The organism is Bradyrhizobium sp. 35, assembly GCF_023073215.1.
GTDB classification, from domain to species: Bacteria; Pseudomonadota; Alphaproteobacteria; order Rhizobiales; family Xanthobacteraceae; genus Bradyrhizobium; species Bradyrhizobium canariense_D.
This window is the reverse complement of record NZ_JADPJC010000141.1, coordinates 45,441-58,047: the sequence shown is the minus strand read 5'-3', so window position 1 is coordinate 58,047 and position 12,607 is coordinate 45,441. Positions and strand designations below refer to the sequence as shown.

The 12,607-nt window shown below is 63.9% G+C and carries 15 protein-coding genes; 2 read left to right on the top strand and 13 right to left on the bottom strand.

Annotated features, from left to right (window positions below; all coding sequences use genetic code 11):
- Positions 1-67: 67 nt before the first annotated feature.
- From recO to rpoZ, 9 genes are all read right to left on the bottom strand, one after another.
- Complete coding sequence (recO, locus tag IVB36_RS28350; RefSeq protein ID WP_247393836.1) at positions 68-820, bottom strand: DNA repair protein RecO; 753 nt, start codon at positions 818-820, stop codon at positions 68-70.
- Between the two features lie 122 nt (positions 821-942).
- Positions 943-1,323 (bottom strand): hypothetical protein, encoded by a 381-nt coding sequence (locus IVB36_RS28345; protein ID WP_018458405.1) that lies wholly within the window; start codon positions 1,321-1,323, stop codon positions 943-945.
- Positions 1,324-1,344: 21 nt separating this feature from the next.
- Positions 1,345-2,271 (bottom strand): GTPase Era, encoded by a 927-nt coding sequence (gene era, locus IVB36_RS28340; protein WP_018458406.1) that lies wholly within the window; start codon positions 2,269-2,271, stop codon positions 1,345-1,347.
- On the bottom strand, positions 2,261-3,127 hold the full coding sequence (gene rnc, locus IVB36_RS28335; protein WP_085357520.1) for a ribonuclease III: 867 nt from the start codon (positions 3,125-3,127) through the stop codon (positions 2,261-2,263). Before rnc ends, era begins: the two co-directional genes overlap by 11 nt.
- Positions 3,124-3,888, bottom strand: a complete 765-nt coding sequence (gene lepB, locus IVB36_RS28330; protein ID WP_018458408.1) for a signal peptidase I — start codon at positions 3,886-3,888, stop codon at positions 3,124-3,126. The genes rnc and lepB overlap by 4 nt, the downstream gene beginning before the upstream one ends.
- 248 nt (positions 3,889-4,136) lie before the next feature.
- The gene (acpS, locus tag IVB36_RS28325) at positions 4,137-4,556 is read right to left on the bottom strand and encodes a holo-ACP synthase (RefSeq protein ID WP_007611179.1); all 420 of its coding nucleotides are present in this window, start codon (positions 4,554-4,556) and stop codon (positions 4,137-4,139) included.
- Complete coding sequence (locus tag IVB36_RS28320) at positions 4,553-5,305, bottom strand: pyridoxine 5'-phosphate synthase (RefSeq protein WP_026233571.1); 753 nt, start codon at positions 5,303-5,305, stop codon at positions 4,553-4,555. The genes acpS and IVB36_RS28320 overlap by 4 nt, the downstream gene beginning before the upstream one ends.
- A gap of 45 nt (positions 5,306-5,350) precedes the next feature.
- Entirely contained in the window at positions 5,351-7,636 is a 2,286-nt protein-coding gene (locus IVB36_RS28315) for a bifunctional (p)ppGpp synthetase/guanosine-3',5'-bis(diphosphate) 3'-pyrophosphohydrolase (RefSeq protein ID WP_026233572.1), read from the bottom strand.
- Positions 7,637-7,845: 209 nt separating this feature from the next.
- A complete protein-coding gene (gene rpoZ / locus IVB36_RS28310; protein WP_007603391.1) occupies positions 7,846-8,238 on the bottom strand; it encodes a DNA-directed RNA polymerase subunit omega in 393 nt (130 codons plus the stop codon).
- A gap of 329 nt (positions 8,239-8,567) precedes the next feature.
- Here rpoZ and IVB36_RS28305 point away from each other — a divergent pair, with 329 nt between their 5' ends.
- Positions 8,568-9,215 (top strand): NYN domain-containing protein, encoded by a 648-nt coding sequence (locus tag IVB36_RS28305; RefSeq protein WP_007603390.1) that lies wholly within the window; start codon positions 8,568-8,570, stop codon positions 9,213-9,215.
- Entirely contained in the window at positions 9,196-9,870 is a 675-nt protein-coding gene (locus tag IVB36_RS28300; protein ID WP_026233573.1) for a uracil-DNA glycosylase, read from the top strand. The genes IVB36_RS28305 and IVB36_RS28300 overlap by 20 nt, the downstream gene beginning before the upstream one ends.
- Here IVB36_RS28300 and IVB36_RS28295 read toward each other — a convergent pair.
- From IVB36_RS28295 to dapA, 4 genes are read right to left on the bottom strand one after another with little or no spacing between them, the layout of a single operon-like run.
- A complete protein-coding gene (locus tag IVB36_RS28295) occupies positions 9,867-10,460 on the bottom strand; it encodes a peroxiredoxin (RefSeq protein ID WP_085351429.1) in 594 nt (197 codons plus the stop codon). The two genes, IVB36_RS28300 and IVB36_RS28295, sit on opposite strands and share 4 nt — an antisense overlap.
- A 4-nt stretch (positions 10,461-10,464) precedes the next feature.
- Positions 10,465-10,938 (bottom strand): SsrA-binding protein SmpB, encoded by a 474-nt coding sequence (smpB, locus tag IVB36_RS28290; protein ID WP_007603387.1) that lies wholly within the window; start codon positions 10,936-10,938, stop codon positions 10,465-10,467.
- Between the two features lie 59 nt (positions 10,939-10,997).
- On the bottom strand, positions 10,998-11,441 hold the full coding sequence (gene mscL, locus IVB36_RS28285; RefSeq protein WP_085351428.1) for a large conductance mechanosensitive channel protein MscL: 444 nt from the start codon (positions 11,439-11,441) through the stop codon (positions 10,998-11,000).
- A 25-nt stretch (positions 11,442-11,466) separates the two neighbouring features.
- Complete coding sequence (gene dapA, locus IVB36_RS28280; RefSeq protein ID WP_007603384.1) at positions 11,467-12,357, bottom strand: 4-hydroxy-tetrahydrodipicolinate synthase; 891 nt, start codon at positions 12,355-12,357, stop codon at positions 11,467-11,469.
- Between the last annotated feature and the right edge of the window lie 250 nt (positions 12,358-12,607).

Sequence of the window (12,607 nt, the reverse complement as noted above, 5' to 3'; positions counted from 1 at the left end):
GTCCGGGGAACCGAGTTTTGTTCCAGCAAGGGCTGGTCCACTGAGGCAACGCAGAGCCGCGCCAAGCTCATGGCGCGGGAACGGCGGCCTTTGCCTGCTGTCGCGTCAGCGCGTTGATGAAGCCTGCCCGCGCATCGGAATGGCCTTGCCCGCGTGGTTCCAGCACGTGGCGCAGCAGGAACAGGCCGGTCAGTCGAAAGCCGTCCTGGAGATCCTGATCGGTGAGGTCGCCCTGCACCTCGCTTTGGCGCAGGAACGGTGGCAGCCGCAACAGGCGGTCGCGCCACGGCTCGCCCGCCCCGCGGGACACCGCGCCGCCGGATTTGGGCGAGACGTAGATCAGGTCGGTGGTCTCTCCTGTCACCGCGCAGTTTTCCAGCGCCAGCCCGAAGCCGAGTTCGGTGAGCATTGCCAGTTCGAAATGGATCACGTGCACGGCCGCGCTGCCGATGTCGTCGAAATCGTCCAGCGAATGTTCGAGCAGCGCCAGGAGGTTTTCGTGCGGATCGCGCTCCGGCAGCAACCGCGCGATCGAGGCGAGATGGGTGATGCCGTAGACGCCGTGGGATGATCCCAGCAGCGTCGCCGCCCGCAGCTTGAGGCCCTCGATGGCATAGGTGCCGAGATGCTCGTCGAGCCGCGCCCGCCATACCACGCGGAGGCTGTTGCCGGGCTGCAGCAACGGACGCATCCGAGAGCCGGCGCCGCCGCGGACGAGACCGAGATGGCGGCCGTGGGCACGGGTTAGCAACTCGACGATGGCGCTGCTCTCGCCATGCCGCCGCACCCCCAGCACGATGCCTTCGTCGGTCCATTCCATCGGTGAAGTCTAGCGGATTCCGGTCTTCAATCGTAGGGCGGATTGGCCGAAGGCCTAATCGGCCAATCGCGGGGGCACGCCTGGAAGGTGAATTGCGCGCCGCCAATCCACCCGACACGGCCTCACGCGTTGAACCAGCCCTGCGCGTCGCCGCGGAACGAGAAATACAATCCCATCGCGGTCAGCACGCAGGAGACGATCTCGATGGCGCTGTCGAGTTCCATGCCTTTCTCGCCGATGATCTGGCCGAGCGAGATCACCGACAGCACGAGCGCTGCCGCCAGCACCCAGCGCGGCCAGTTCTTGCGCCCGTGCGCGGCCAGCCGGACGAAATACACCAGCAGCAGGATCATGCCGCCGGCGAGCAGCGACGACGTCATGATCATCTGTTCGGTCATCTCGGCAGTCGGCGTGCGGTCCTGCACCGCCACCGACAAGGCATCCAGCATCAACGATGCATAGAGCAACGCTTCGAAGCGCCGTACGTTGCTGGGTACGCTCATCGTCGACCGATCTTTTCTTGGTTATTCTTTGGGAAATTCCAGGCCCATCTCGCGGTAGCGATCGGGATCGTCGCTCCAGTTCTCGCGCACCTTGACGAACAGGAACAGGTGCACCGGCACGCCCAGGATCTCGCCGATCTCCTTGCGCGAGTCCGCGCCGATCGACTTGATGGTGGCGCCACCGGCGCCGAGCACGATCTTGCGCTGGCTTTCGCGCTCGACGAAAATCGTCTGCTCGATGCGCACCGACTTGTCCTTGCGTTCTTCCCACTTGTCGGTCTCGACGGTGGACTGGTAGGGCAGTTCCTGGTGCAGTTTGCGAAAGATCTTCTCGCGCGTGATCTCGGCCGCGAGCTGCCGCATCGGCGCGTCCGACATCTGGTCTTCGGGATAGAGGAACGGCCCCGGCGGTACGATCTCGGACAGTGTACGCCTGAGGTCATCGACGCCGTCGCCGGAGATCGCCGCGATCATGAACGTCTTTGCGAAGGCCATGCGCTCGTTGGCAGCCTGCGCCAGCGCCAGCAGCTTCTCGCGCTGGACCAGGTCGACTTTGTTGATGACCAAAATCTTCTCGTGCTTGACGCTGGCGACCTTGGTGAGGATTGCCTCCGCTTCCTCGTCGATGCCGGCCTTGGCATCCAGCAGCACGCAGACGAGGTCGGCGTCATGCGCGCCGCTCCAGGCGGTCGAGACCATGGCGCGGTCGAGCCGGCGCTTGGGCAGGAAGATTCCGGGCGTATCGACCAGGATGATCTGCGCGTTGTTCTCGATCACGATGCCGCGGATCAGCGCGCGCGTGGTCTGCACCTTACGCGAGACGATCGTGACCTTGGCCCCGACCAGCGCATTGACCAGCGTGGATTTGCCGACATTCGGCGCGCCGATCAGCGCGACGAAGCCGCAGCGCGTGGCAGTGGGCGCCTCGCCGCTTGCTTCAACCGTCATTGCCGCCGCCAACGCCTTCACGTTCGATCATCACTGAAGCTGCCACTTTCTCTGCCGCGCGCTTGCTGCCGCCGATGCCTTCCGCCGGTGCCAGCCCCGGCAGGTCGACCGCGACGCGGAATTGCGGATCGTGATGCGGGCCGGTGCGCTCGACCTCGCGATAAACCGGCGTCGGCAATCCCTTGCCCTGTGCCCATTCCTGGAGAACGGTCTTGGGATCGCGCAAGGGACGTCGCGGCTTGTGCATGCGCTCGGTCCAGTTGCGCTTGACGAAATCGGCCGCTGCCGCGTAGCCGCCGTCTAGGAAGACGGCGCCGATCACGGCCTCGCAGATGTCGCCGAGCACGCTCTTGCGCAGGCGCGCGTCGGCGCTGGAGCCGACCGAGCCGAGCTTGATGTCGTCGAGCAGACCGAGCGACTTGGCGACATCGGCGCAACTCTCCTTGCGCACCAGTTCGGCAAGTCGCTTGGACAGCTCGCCTTCGTCGGCGTTCGGGAAGGCGTGATAGAGCATGTCGGAGACGACGAGCCCGAGCACATGGTCGCCGAGGAATTCCAGCCGCTGATAGCTGTCGCCGCGCTTGCGCCCGGACTTCAGCGCGGAGACATGCGTGATGCCTTGCATCAAGAGGTTCGGATCGGCAAAGCTGTAGCCGATGCGTGCCTCGAGCCCCGCATTCGCATCCGAGCCCCTGACCTTGCTGCTCCGCACCCGCTTCTTCTTTGCGGGCGTCTTGATCTCAGGCGTCTTGACCTCAAGGGTCTTGGTATCAAGAGTCTTGGTCGCAGCTTCGCCGTCGGGGCCCGCTTGCGCCTCGGTCGGTAGGATCGCGATGTCCTTGGCTTCGTCTTTCATCGGACGATTTTGAAGAAGCGATTCCAGCGCACCGCCCAGGGCCAGCGCCAGAACATCCAGGCATGCTCGCCTTCGGCGATCGAGAAGAAGATCATCTGGGCGCGCCCGATCAAATTCTCCTGCGGCACGTAGCCGACCTGGCCGAGGAAGCGACTGTCGGTGGAGTTGTCGCGGTTGTCGCCCATCATGAAGAAGTGGCCGGTCGGCACGGTGTAGACGTTGGTGTTGTCGACGTAGCCGTTGTCGGCGCAGTCCAGCGTCTCGTAGGACACGCCATTCGGGAGCGTTTCCTTCCAGCGCTTCACCCGGGAGACGCCGCTGCCTTCGGCGCCGCAGGGGTCCTCGCCGACAAATTCGCTCATGCGCTGCCGCTCGACCGGCGTGTCGTTGATGTAGAGCAGCCCGTCCCGCATCTGGATGCGGTCGCCGGGCAGGCCGATCACGCGCTTGATGTAGTCGGTGGAATCGTCCTTCGGCAGGCGGAATACGACGATGTCGCCGCGGTTCGGGTCCGAGCCCCAGATCCGCCCCGAGAACAGCGGCGGCGAGAACGGGATCGAGTAATGGCTGTAGCCGTAGGAATATTTCGAGACGAACAGATAGTCGCCGACCAGCAGTGTCGCCTTCATCGAGCCGGATGGGATGTTGAACGGCTGAAACAGGAAGGTGCGGATCACCAGAGCGATCAGGAGAGCGTGGATCACGACCCGGATCGTTTCGCCGATGCCGCTCTCAGTTTTCGTTCCTGAAGTCACGCTCATTGCTCTCTCAATTCCGGCGGGCGGTCACAGCGCGCCCTCCTCCCGCGAACAGCCCATCGCTCGCGGCCCAAGGAGATTGTCCTGATTCTGATAATGAGGGCCAATTCCGGCGTAAAGCCGAATTCGCCCAGCCTGATTTGCGTCCGCGGACTTTTAGACGGTTGTCGGAGACCACGCAATCAAGGATCGCGTCAAAACTGCATAAGCGCTTGATTTTGAATGCGAATTATAAAATTATCGGAGCACCGTCAGGGTTTGGCCAGCGGCACGGCCGAAATGATGACGAAGGCCTGTGCCAGCGGCCAGTCATCGGTGATCGACAGGTCGATCTGCGCCGCGAACCCTTCGGGCGTCAGGGCCTGGAGCCGGGCCAGCGCCCCGCCCGTCAATTGCATGGTTGGCCGCCCTCCCGGCAGGTTGACCACCCCCATGTCGCGCCACCACACGCCGCGCCTGATGCCGGTGCCGAGTGCCTTGGAGCAGGCCTCCTTGGCGGCGAAGCGCTTGGCGTAGGTTGCCACCACCATCTTCTCGTTCTTGGCGCGCCGCTCCGCCTTGGCCCGCTCGGCCGCGGTGAAGATGCGGTCGAGGAAGCGCTCGCCATGGCGGTCGATCACCTTGCCGACCCGGGTGATGTCGATCAGATCGGAGCCGATGCCGATGATCATGCCCGGCTCCGGCCGCGGTCCATCGCCGCGCGCATGCTGCGAACCGTCTCGGCGAGACCGACGAACAGGGCTTCGCCGATCATGTAGTAGCCGATGTTGAGTTCCATGATGTCCGGCAAGCCGGCGATCGTCTCCGCAGTCGCGTAGTCCAGCCCGTGTCCGGCGTGAACCTCCAGCCCTGCTTCTTTCGCCAGCTTCGCCCCTGCCACGATCCGCCGCCATTCGGCCTCGGCCTTGTCGGCGTGACCCTCGACGACGGCGTCGCACCAGGCGCCGGTGTGGATCTCGATCACGGGTGCGCGCAGCCGCGCCGCCGTCTCGATCTGGGCGGGATCGGCCGCGATGAACAGCGACACCCGGATGCCGGCATCGTTCAGCCGCGCGATATAAGGCGCCAGCGCATTGTGCTGGCCGACGACGTCGAGCCCGCCTTCGGTCGTCACCTCCTGGCGCCGCTCCGGCACGAGGCACACCGCATGCGGCCTGGTGGCGAGCGAAATACGCATCATGTCCTCGGTCGCCGCCATCTCGAAATTAAGCGGCTTGGAGATCTCGGCTTTCAGCCGCGCCATGTCCTCGTCGCGGATGTGCCGGCGATCCTCGCGCAAATGAGCGGTGATGCCGTCGGCGCCGGCCTCGATCGCCAGCAGCGCCGCGCGCACCGGATCGGGATTGCGGCCGCTGCGCGCGTTACGCAGGGTCGCGACATGGTCGACATTGACGCCGAGGCGGAGCGGAGGTGCAGGCATTTCAGGACTCACGGAATCATAGGAATGGACCATGACGGAAGGCGTCTATCCATTAACACGTTCGGCGCGGGCGACGACCGCCTTCGCGCGCAGCTGGGCCAGGATCGCGCTCAAATGCTTGAGATCGTAGACTTCGAGATCGATCGTCGTCTCCGTGAAGTCCGGTGAGCGGCGCTGCATGCTGATGTTGTCGATGTTGCCGTCGTGCTCGGCGATCACGGTCGCGATCTGCGCCAGCGCGCCGGGTTCGTTGACATTCTCGACCTTGATGCGGGCCGGGAAGCGCTGCGGCGCGGAGTCCTCGATGTCCCAGCGCACGTCGAGCCAGCGCTCCGGCTCTTCTTCGAAATCCTTCAGGGCCGGCGCCTGGATTGGGTAGATGGTGATGCCCTCGCCCGGCGTGACGATGCCGACGATGCGGTCGCCGGGCACTGCGCCGCCATTCGGCGCAAACTTCACCGGCAGGTCGGAATTGATGCCGCGGATCGGAATCGCGACCGGGGTGCGCGGCGGTTCGAACGACTTCTCCTTGAGCTTGCCGGCAAGCCCCTTCTTGACGCCGTAGCGCGCGATGCGCTCCTCCTTGTAGTCGGGATACATCGCACGCGCGACGTGGGAGGCCTTGATCTCGCCGCGTCCCACAGCCGCCATGACGTCCTCGATCGAGGTTCGTGCTAGCCGCGGCAGCGCGCCCTTGAGCTTGTCGTCGGCATATTCGATCTTGGCGCGCTCGAACAGGCGCTCGACGATGCGCCGGCCGAGACCGACATATTGATCGCGCACCGCAGTCCTGGTGGCGCGGCGGATTGCGGCGCGCGCTTTGCCGGTGACCGCGAGCGTTTCCCAGGCGGACGGCGGCGCCGCTTGCGCTTCGGAGGTCAGCACCTCGACCTCGTCGCCATTCTGGAGCTCCGAGGACAGCGGCGCAAACTGGCCGTTGATCTTGCAGCCCACCGCGCTGTTGCCGACGTCGGTATGCACGGCATAGGCGAAGTCGATCACGTTGGCATGGCGCGGCAGCGCGATCAGCTTGCCCTTTGGGGTGAAGCAGAACACCTGGTCGTGGAACAGCTCGAGCTTGGTGTGCTCGAGGAATTCCTCGGGGTTGGCGCTCTCCGAGAGGATGCCGATGGTGTGGCGCAACCAGGCGAACGCATTGGACTCGCGCTTGAGGAATTCGGTCGGCGAGCCCACGCCTTCCTTGTAGAACACGTGCGCGGCGATGCCGCGCTCGGCGATCTGGTCCATCGCCTCGGTGCGGATTTGCAACTCGACGCGCTGGTTGCCGGGGCCGATCACGGTGGTGTGGATCGAGCGATAGTCGTTCTGCTTCGGCGTCGAGATGTAGTCCTTGAACCGCCCGGGCACGACCGGCCAGTTCGTGTGAACGATGCCGAGCGCGCGGTAGCAGGCCTCGATGTCGTTGACGACGACGCGGAAGCCGAAGATGTCGGACAATTGCTCGAAGCCGACCGACTTCCGCTCCATCTTGGTCCAGATCGAGAATGGCTTCTTGCGGCGGCCATAGACCCGCGCGCCCAAGCCCCGGTGGCGCAGATTGTTGGAGAGCTGGTCCTCGATTTCGCCGATCAGATTGCGGTTGCGTTCCGCCAGCGCATCGAGCCGCTGCATCACCACCGAATAGGCTTCCGGGTCGAGGGTCCGGAACGACAGGTCCTCCAGCTCCTCGCGCATTTCCTGCATGCCCATGCGCCCGGCCAGCGGCGCATAGATATCGAGCGTCTCCTCGGCAATGCGCCGTCGCGATTCCGTCGGCACGAAGTCCAGCGTGCGCATGTTGTGCAGGCGATCGGCGAGCTTCACCAGGAGCACGCGGACGTCGTCGGCAATGGCCAGCAACAATTTGCGCAGATTCTCGGCCTGTTTGGCCTCCCGCGACACCAGCTCCAGCCGCTTCAGCTTGGTCAGCCCTTCGACCAGCGCGCCGATCTCGGGCCCGAAGATCTGGTCGATCTCGGCCCGCGTCGCTTCGGTGTCCTCGATCGTGTCGTGGAGCAGCGCAGCCACGATGGTGGCGTCGTCGAGTTTCAGGTCGGTGAGAATCGCCGCCACTTCGAGCGGATGGGAGAAGTACGGGTCGCCCGAGGCGCGGGTCTGCGAGCCGTGCGCCTTCATGGCGTAGACATAGGCGCGGTTCAGCAGATCTTCGTCGGTGTTGGGATTGTAGGACCTGACGCGCTCGACGAGGTCATATTGACGCATCATGCGTGCGCGAGGCTTCGCCGGGCGCGCCACCGGCGCAGTCGGGGCCACGGCAACCGATTCGGTTGCGGCCTGCATCTGCGTTGGTGTGCGGCGTCGATATACCATGCCGTCCTGCCTTCAAACGGACCACGACAGAGCCCGTTGTATACATCTTAGCTCCGATCGCGCGCGTGTCCGATCAATTCAGTGACAGGGACAGGCGCGAACCGACGACGCTATGGTAACCACGAAAACGCCAACAAAAGCAAAGGCCCGAACAACGGTTCGGGCCTTTGATCAGATCACAAAGAAGTCGATGAGCGCGACGGGACGATTTACTCGTCTTCCTCGGGTTGCTCCTCGGGCGGCGCGAGGCCTTCGAGACCCTTCAGGAGCTCTTCTTCCGTCATGCGCTCAACGGCGACTTCGGTATCGTCTGCATCCACGCTTGCACCGGCGGAACCGATCAGCGGCACAGTGTCAGGCTCGGGCTCGTCGACCTCGACGAACTTCTGCAGCGAGTGCACCAGCTCCTCGCGGAGGTCCTCCGGCGAAATGGTGGTCTCAGCAATTTCGCGCAAAGACACAACAGGGTTCTTGTCGTTATCACGGTCAACCGTTAGTTGTGAACCAGACGAAATCATGCGGGCGCGGTGGGCGGCCAGCAGGACCAGGTCAAACCGGTTGTCGACCTTGTCGATACAATCTTCTACGGTGACGCGAGCCATCGACTGTCGCTCCGTTGTGGGTGGGACGAAATATGTGGATGAATGCCGGTAGTTATAGGGACCGGGAGGGTTTCGCAAGGCCAATTTGTGATTTGGCCTCGCCAAACGGCTCTGCTACCCCCACATTGGCGCTGGGATGGGTGGTTACCCGGGCCGCCGGCGAGGGCGGCGCCGGGTATGTGCAAGTTGGCCATAACTATACCTTGATTGCCCCGACTTCTCCGGATTTGCGGTTTCGACGGGTTTCGGCGGGACTTTAGAAGCGCGCGGCTTGCTGTCGCCGCGCCAACAATAAACGATCAATCACGAACTCTACGCGAGCAAACTGAATGTCACCTTCCTCTACCGACAAGATCGCGCTCTTCATCGATGGAGCCAATCTCTACGCGACGGCAAAAACTCTGGGCTTCGACATCGATTACAAGCGCCTGCTGAAGGAGTTTCAGAGCCGCGGGACGCTACTTAGGGCGTTCTACTACACCGCGATCATCGAGGATCAGGAGTACTCCTCGATCCGGCCGCTGATCGACTGGCTCGACTACAACGGCTACACCGTCGTCACCAAGGCGACCAAGGAGTTCATCGACGCCTCCGGCCGCCGCAAGGTCAAGGGCAACATGGACATCGAGCTCGCCGTGAACGCCATGGAGCTCGCCGAGCACATCGACCAGATGGTGCTGTTCTCGGGCGACGGCGACTTCCGCTCTCTGGTCGAGGCCGTTCAGCGCCGCGGCGTGCGGGTCACCGTGATTTCCACGATCGCCAGCCAGCCGCCGATGATCGCCGACGAGCTGCGCCGGCAGGCCGACGTCTTCACCGACCTCGTCGAGCTGCAGTCCAAGCTCGGTCGCGACCCGTCCGAACGCCCCGCCCCGCGTGACCGCGGCGACCGCGAGGCGCGCCACCACGCTCCGCAGTTCCTCCAGCGCGCAACCACGATGGCGCCGGCGAGGGGCGATGACGACTTCGAGGAGTGAGGCGGCCCGGTCAAGCCGCCAGCCTCTCAGCCTCGTCCCCGACCGTGACTGTCCGCTCTGTCCGCGCCTGGTCGCCTTTCGCGAGGCGAACCGCGCGCGCGAGCCATTGTGGCACAATGCACCGGTTGCGCCTTTCGGCGACATCAAGGCGCGCCTGCTGATCGTCGGCCTTGCGCCGGGGATGCAGGGCGCCAACCGCACCGGCCGTCCCTTCACCGGCGATTATGCCGGCGACCTGCTCTACACCACGCTGCTCGAATACGGATTCGCCAAGGGCCAATATCGGGCGCGTCCCGACGACGGCCTGAAGCTGGTCGACTGCCGGATCGCCAATGCGGTGCATTGCGTGCCGCCGCAGAACAAGCCGCTGCCGGTGGAGATCAACACCTGCCGGCAGTTTCTCGCCGCGAATCTCGCAACGATGCCGAACCTGCGCGCGATCGTCGCCCTCGGGCGCATTGCGCACGACACCGTGCTCAAGCCGCTGAACCTGAAGGGATCGCAAGCCCCCTTCGGCCACGGCGCCGTGCATCAGGCCGGCGCATTCAGGCTCTACGACAGCTATCACTGCTCCCGCTACAACACGAACACCCGCGTGCTGACGCCGGACATGTTCCGCTCCGTGTTCGCGAAGGTGAAGGCCGACCTCGACTAATCCCTAGACAAGCCTTTGGCCGGATTGGCCTTCAGCCAGTCCAGCACATCGCCGGCGTTCCGGTCGGGCGGAAACACCGGATAGAACACATGCGTGATCCTGGCGTCGTCGACGATCAGCGCAAGGCGCTTGATCAGCGTCAGGCCCGCAACCTCCATGGTCGGCAAATTCAGGGCGCGCGTGAGCGCCAGCTTCTCGTCCGAGAGCACCGGGAACGGCAGATGCAGCCGCGAGGCCATCTCGGTCTGGTACGCGTTGCTCTGGGTCGAGAGGCCGAACACCTGCGCGGCGCCGGCGGCCTTCAGCTCGGCGAACAGATCGCGAAACGCGCAAGTCTGCGGCGTGCAGCCGCGCGCGCCCGGGATCATGTCCCAATCGTCGACCAGCGCGATCTTGCCGGGCTCGCCGGTGCGCGGATAGGCGAACACCACGGTCCGGCCACGCAGCGCCGACAGCGCGACTGACGTGTCGTCAGTGGCGAGCAGGCTGACCGGCGGCAGCGTCATGCCTTTCAGGTGCGCGGCGCCGCCGTCATCCGCGGGGGCGGGAATCCGGGTCCAATCAACCTCGAGCAGGTTTCTCTGAGTCATCCCGCTATCCCCTCGCCCGCATCAGGCGGCCCTTCTCCCGGCTCCAGTCGCGCTTCTTCTCGGACTCGCGCTTGTCGTGCAGCTTCTTGCCTTTTGCAACCGCGAGCTGCAATTTCGCGCGACCACGCTCGTTGAAGTAAAGCTTGAGCGGGATCAGCGTCATGCCTTCGCGGTCGACCGCTCCCATCAGCTTGTTGATCTGCTTGCGATGCAGCAGCAGTTTTCGCGGCCGCTTGGGCTCGTGATTGAAGCGGTTGCCCTGAAGATATTCCGGAATGGTGGCGTTGATCAGCCAGATCTCGCCGTCCTTGGAATCGGCGTAGGATTCCGCGATCGTGCTCTTGCCGTTGCGGATCGACTTGACCTCGGTGCCGGTCAGGGCAATGCCGACCTCGATCGTATCCTCGATCGCATAGTTGAAGCGGGCCTTGCGATTTTCCGCCATGACCTTGATCGGACGTTCATTCTTGTCGGCCATGGGGGACAAACCTGATCGAGATGCGCGAGGACGCTAACAGTTTGGATGAAGCGCGCGCGTCAAGACTTCTTGAGGAGATCGCGGATCTCGGTCAGCAGCTCGACCTCGGCCGACGGCTTCGGCGGAGCGGCAGGCTCCGCCTCGTCCTTGCGCTTCAACTTGTTCATGGCACGGATCACCAGGAACAGCACGAAGGCAATGATGATGAAGTTGATCGTCAGCGTGAGGAAGTTGCCCCAAGCCAAGACGGCACCCTGCTTTTTCGCGTCCGCGAGATTTGCGGCGGTGACCTTGCTCGAAAGCGGCGTGAAGTAGTTCGAGAAGTCGAGGCCGCCGGTAACTGCGCCGATGATGGGCATGATCACGTCGCCGACCAGCGACGTCACGATGGCGCCGAAGGCCGCACCGATGATGACGCCGACCGCGAGGTCAACGACGTTGCCCTTCATGGCGAATTCGCGGAACTCCGTGAGCATCCGCGTGCCTCTTTCCTCGATCGCCATGAAAGCTCCCCGATCGGCCAGCGCGTCAGTTGATGAGGCCGGCATGAACCATTGCGCTGCGCACGGCAACGCGGGTCGGCTCGGTGACCGGCACCATCGGCAGCCGCAGCGTCTCGTCCAGCTTGCCGAGCAGCGACAGCGCGTACTTGATCGGCGCCGGATTGCTCTCGATGAAGAGGTTGTTGTGCAGCGGCATCAGCTTGTCGTGCAGCTTCAGCGCGGTGGCATGATCGCCCTTCGCCCAGGCGGCCTGGAACTCCGAGCACAGCCGCGGCGCGACGTTCGAGGTCACCGAGATGCAGCCATGGCCGCCATGGGCCATGTAACCCAGGATGGTCGCATCCTCGCCCGAGAGCTGGTTGAAGTCCTCGCCCATTGCCGCGCGCTGCTGCGAGACGCGAACCATGCTGGCGGTGGCGTCCTTGACGCCGGCGATGTTCTTCAGCTCCCACAGCCGCGCCATGGTGTCGACCGACATGTCGATCACGGAACGCGGCGGGATGTTGTAGATGATGATCGGAATCCCGATCGCGTCGTTGATCGCCTTGAAGTGCTGGTACATGCCTTCCTGGGTCGGCTTGTTGTAGTAGGGCGTCACGACCAGAACCGCGTTGGCGCCCGCCTTTTCAGCGTGCTGGGCGAGCTCGATCGCCTCCTTGGTCGAGTTGGAGCCGGCGCCGGCGACGACAGGCACGCGGCCTTTCGCTTCCTCGATGCACCATTCGACGACCTTCTTGTGCTCGTCATGGCTCAGCGTCGGGCTCTCGCCGGTGGTGCCGACCGGGACCAGGCCGTTGGTGCCCTCCGAAATCTGCCAGTTGACCAGGGAGCGGAACGCCGCCTCGTCCAGCGAGCCGTTCTTGAACGGCGTGACCAAGGCGGTGAACGATCCCCGGAATTTCGTCTTGGCTGCCATGGACTTCCTCCGTACGCGGCGATCTCGAGCAAGCCGCATTCATATCGGGTCTATCCCGCCGGTAAAAGACCCGCTTCCGTGTGACGCACGGGTTTAGGCCGCGATTTTGCCGCGGTGGTGGTGCAAACCCGGCAAAGGTAAGCGGCTGTTGGTATTTGTCCGCATATTCAATCAAATATAGCCAGATCTTGTACAGCTAGGTCTTGAGCCAATTGACTGATTCGGGGCGACGAAACGCCGTGATCTCCTT

Coding starts and splice junctions, on each gene's coding strand:
- recO (WP_247393836.1), bottom strand. CDS start 820: ATGGAATGGACCGACGAAGGCATCGTGCTGGGGGTGCGGCGGCATGGC.
- IVB36_RS28345 (WP_018458405.1), bottom strand. CDS start 1,323: ATGAGCGTACCCAGCAACGTACGGCGCTTCGAAGCGTTGCTCTATGCA.
- era (WP_018458406.1), bottom strand. CDS start 2,271: ATGACGGTTGAAGCAAGCGGCGAGGCGCCCACTGCCACGCGCTGCGGC.
- rnc (WP_085357520.1), bottom strand. CDS start 3,127: ATGAAAGACGAAGCCAAGGACATCGCGATCCTACCGACCGAGGCGCAA.
- lepB (WP_018458408.1), bottom strand. CDS start 3,888: ATGAGCGTGACTTCAGGAACGAAAACTGAGAGCGGCATCGGCGAAACG.
- acpS (WP_007611179.1), bottom strand. CDS start 4,556: ATGATCATCGGCATCGGCTCCGATCTGATCGACATCACCCGGGTCGGC.
- IVB36_RS28320 (WP_026233571.1), bottom strand. CDS start 5,305: ATGCCTGCACCTCCGCTCCGCCTCGGCGTCAATGTCGACCATGTCGCG.
- IVB36_RS28315 (WP_026233572.1), bottom strand. CDS start 7,636: ATGGTATATCGACGCCGCACACCAACGCAGATGCAGGCCGCAACCGAA.
- rpoZ (WP_007603391.1), bottom strand. CDS start 8,238: ATGGCTCGCGTCACCGTAGAAGATTGTATCGACAAGGTCGACAACCGG.
- IVB36_RS28305 (WP_007603390.1), top strand. CDS start 8,568: ATGTCACCTTCCTCTACCGACAAGATCGCGCTCTTCATCGATGGAGCC.
- IVB36_RS28300 (WP_026233573.1), top strand. CDS start 9,196: ATGACGACTTCGAGGAGTGAGGCGGCCCGGTCAAGCCGCCAGCCTCTC.
- IVB36_RS28295 (WP_085351429.1), bottom strand. CDS start 10,460: ATGACTCAGAGAAACCTGCTCGAGGTTGATTGGACCCGGATTCCCGCC.
- smpB (WP_007603387.1), bottom strand. CDS start 10,938: ATGGCCGACAAGAATGAACGTCCGATCAAGGTCATGGCGGAAAATCGC.
- mscL (WP_085351428.1), bottom strand. CDS start 11,441: ATGGCGATCGAGGAAAGAGGCACGCGGATGCTCACGGAGTTCCGCGAA.
- dapA (WP_007603384.1), bottom strand. CDS start 12,357: ATGGCAGCCAAGACGAAATTCCGGGGATCGTTCACCGCCTTGGTCACG.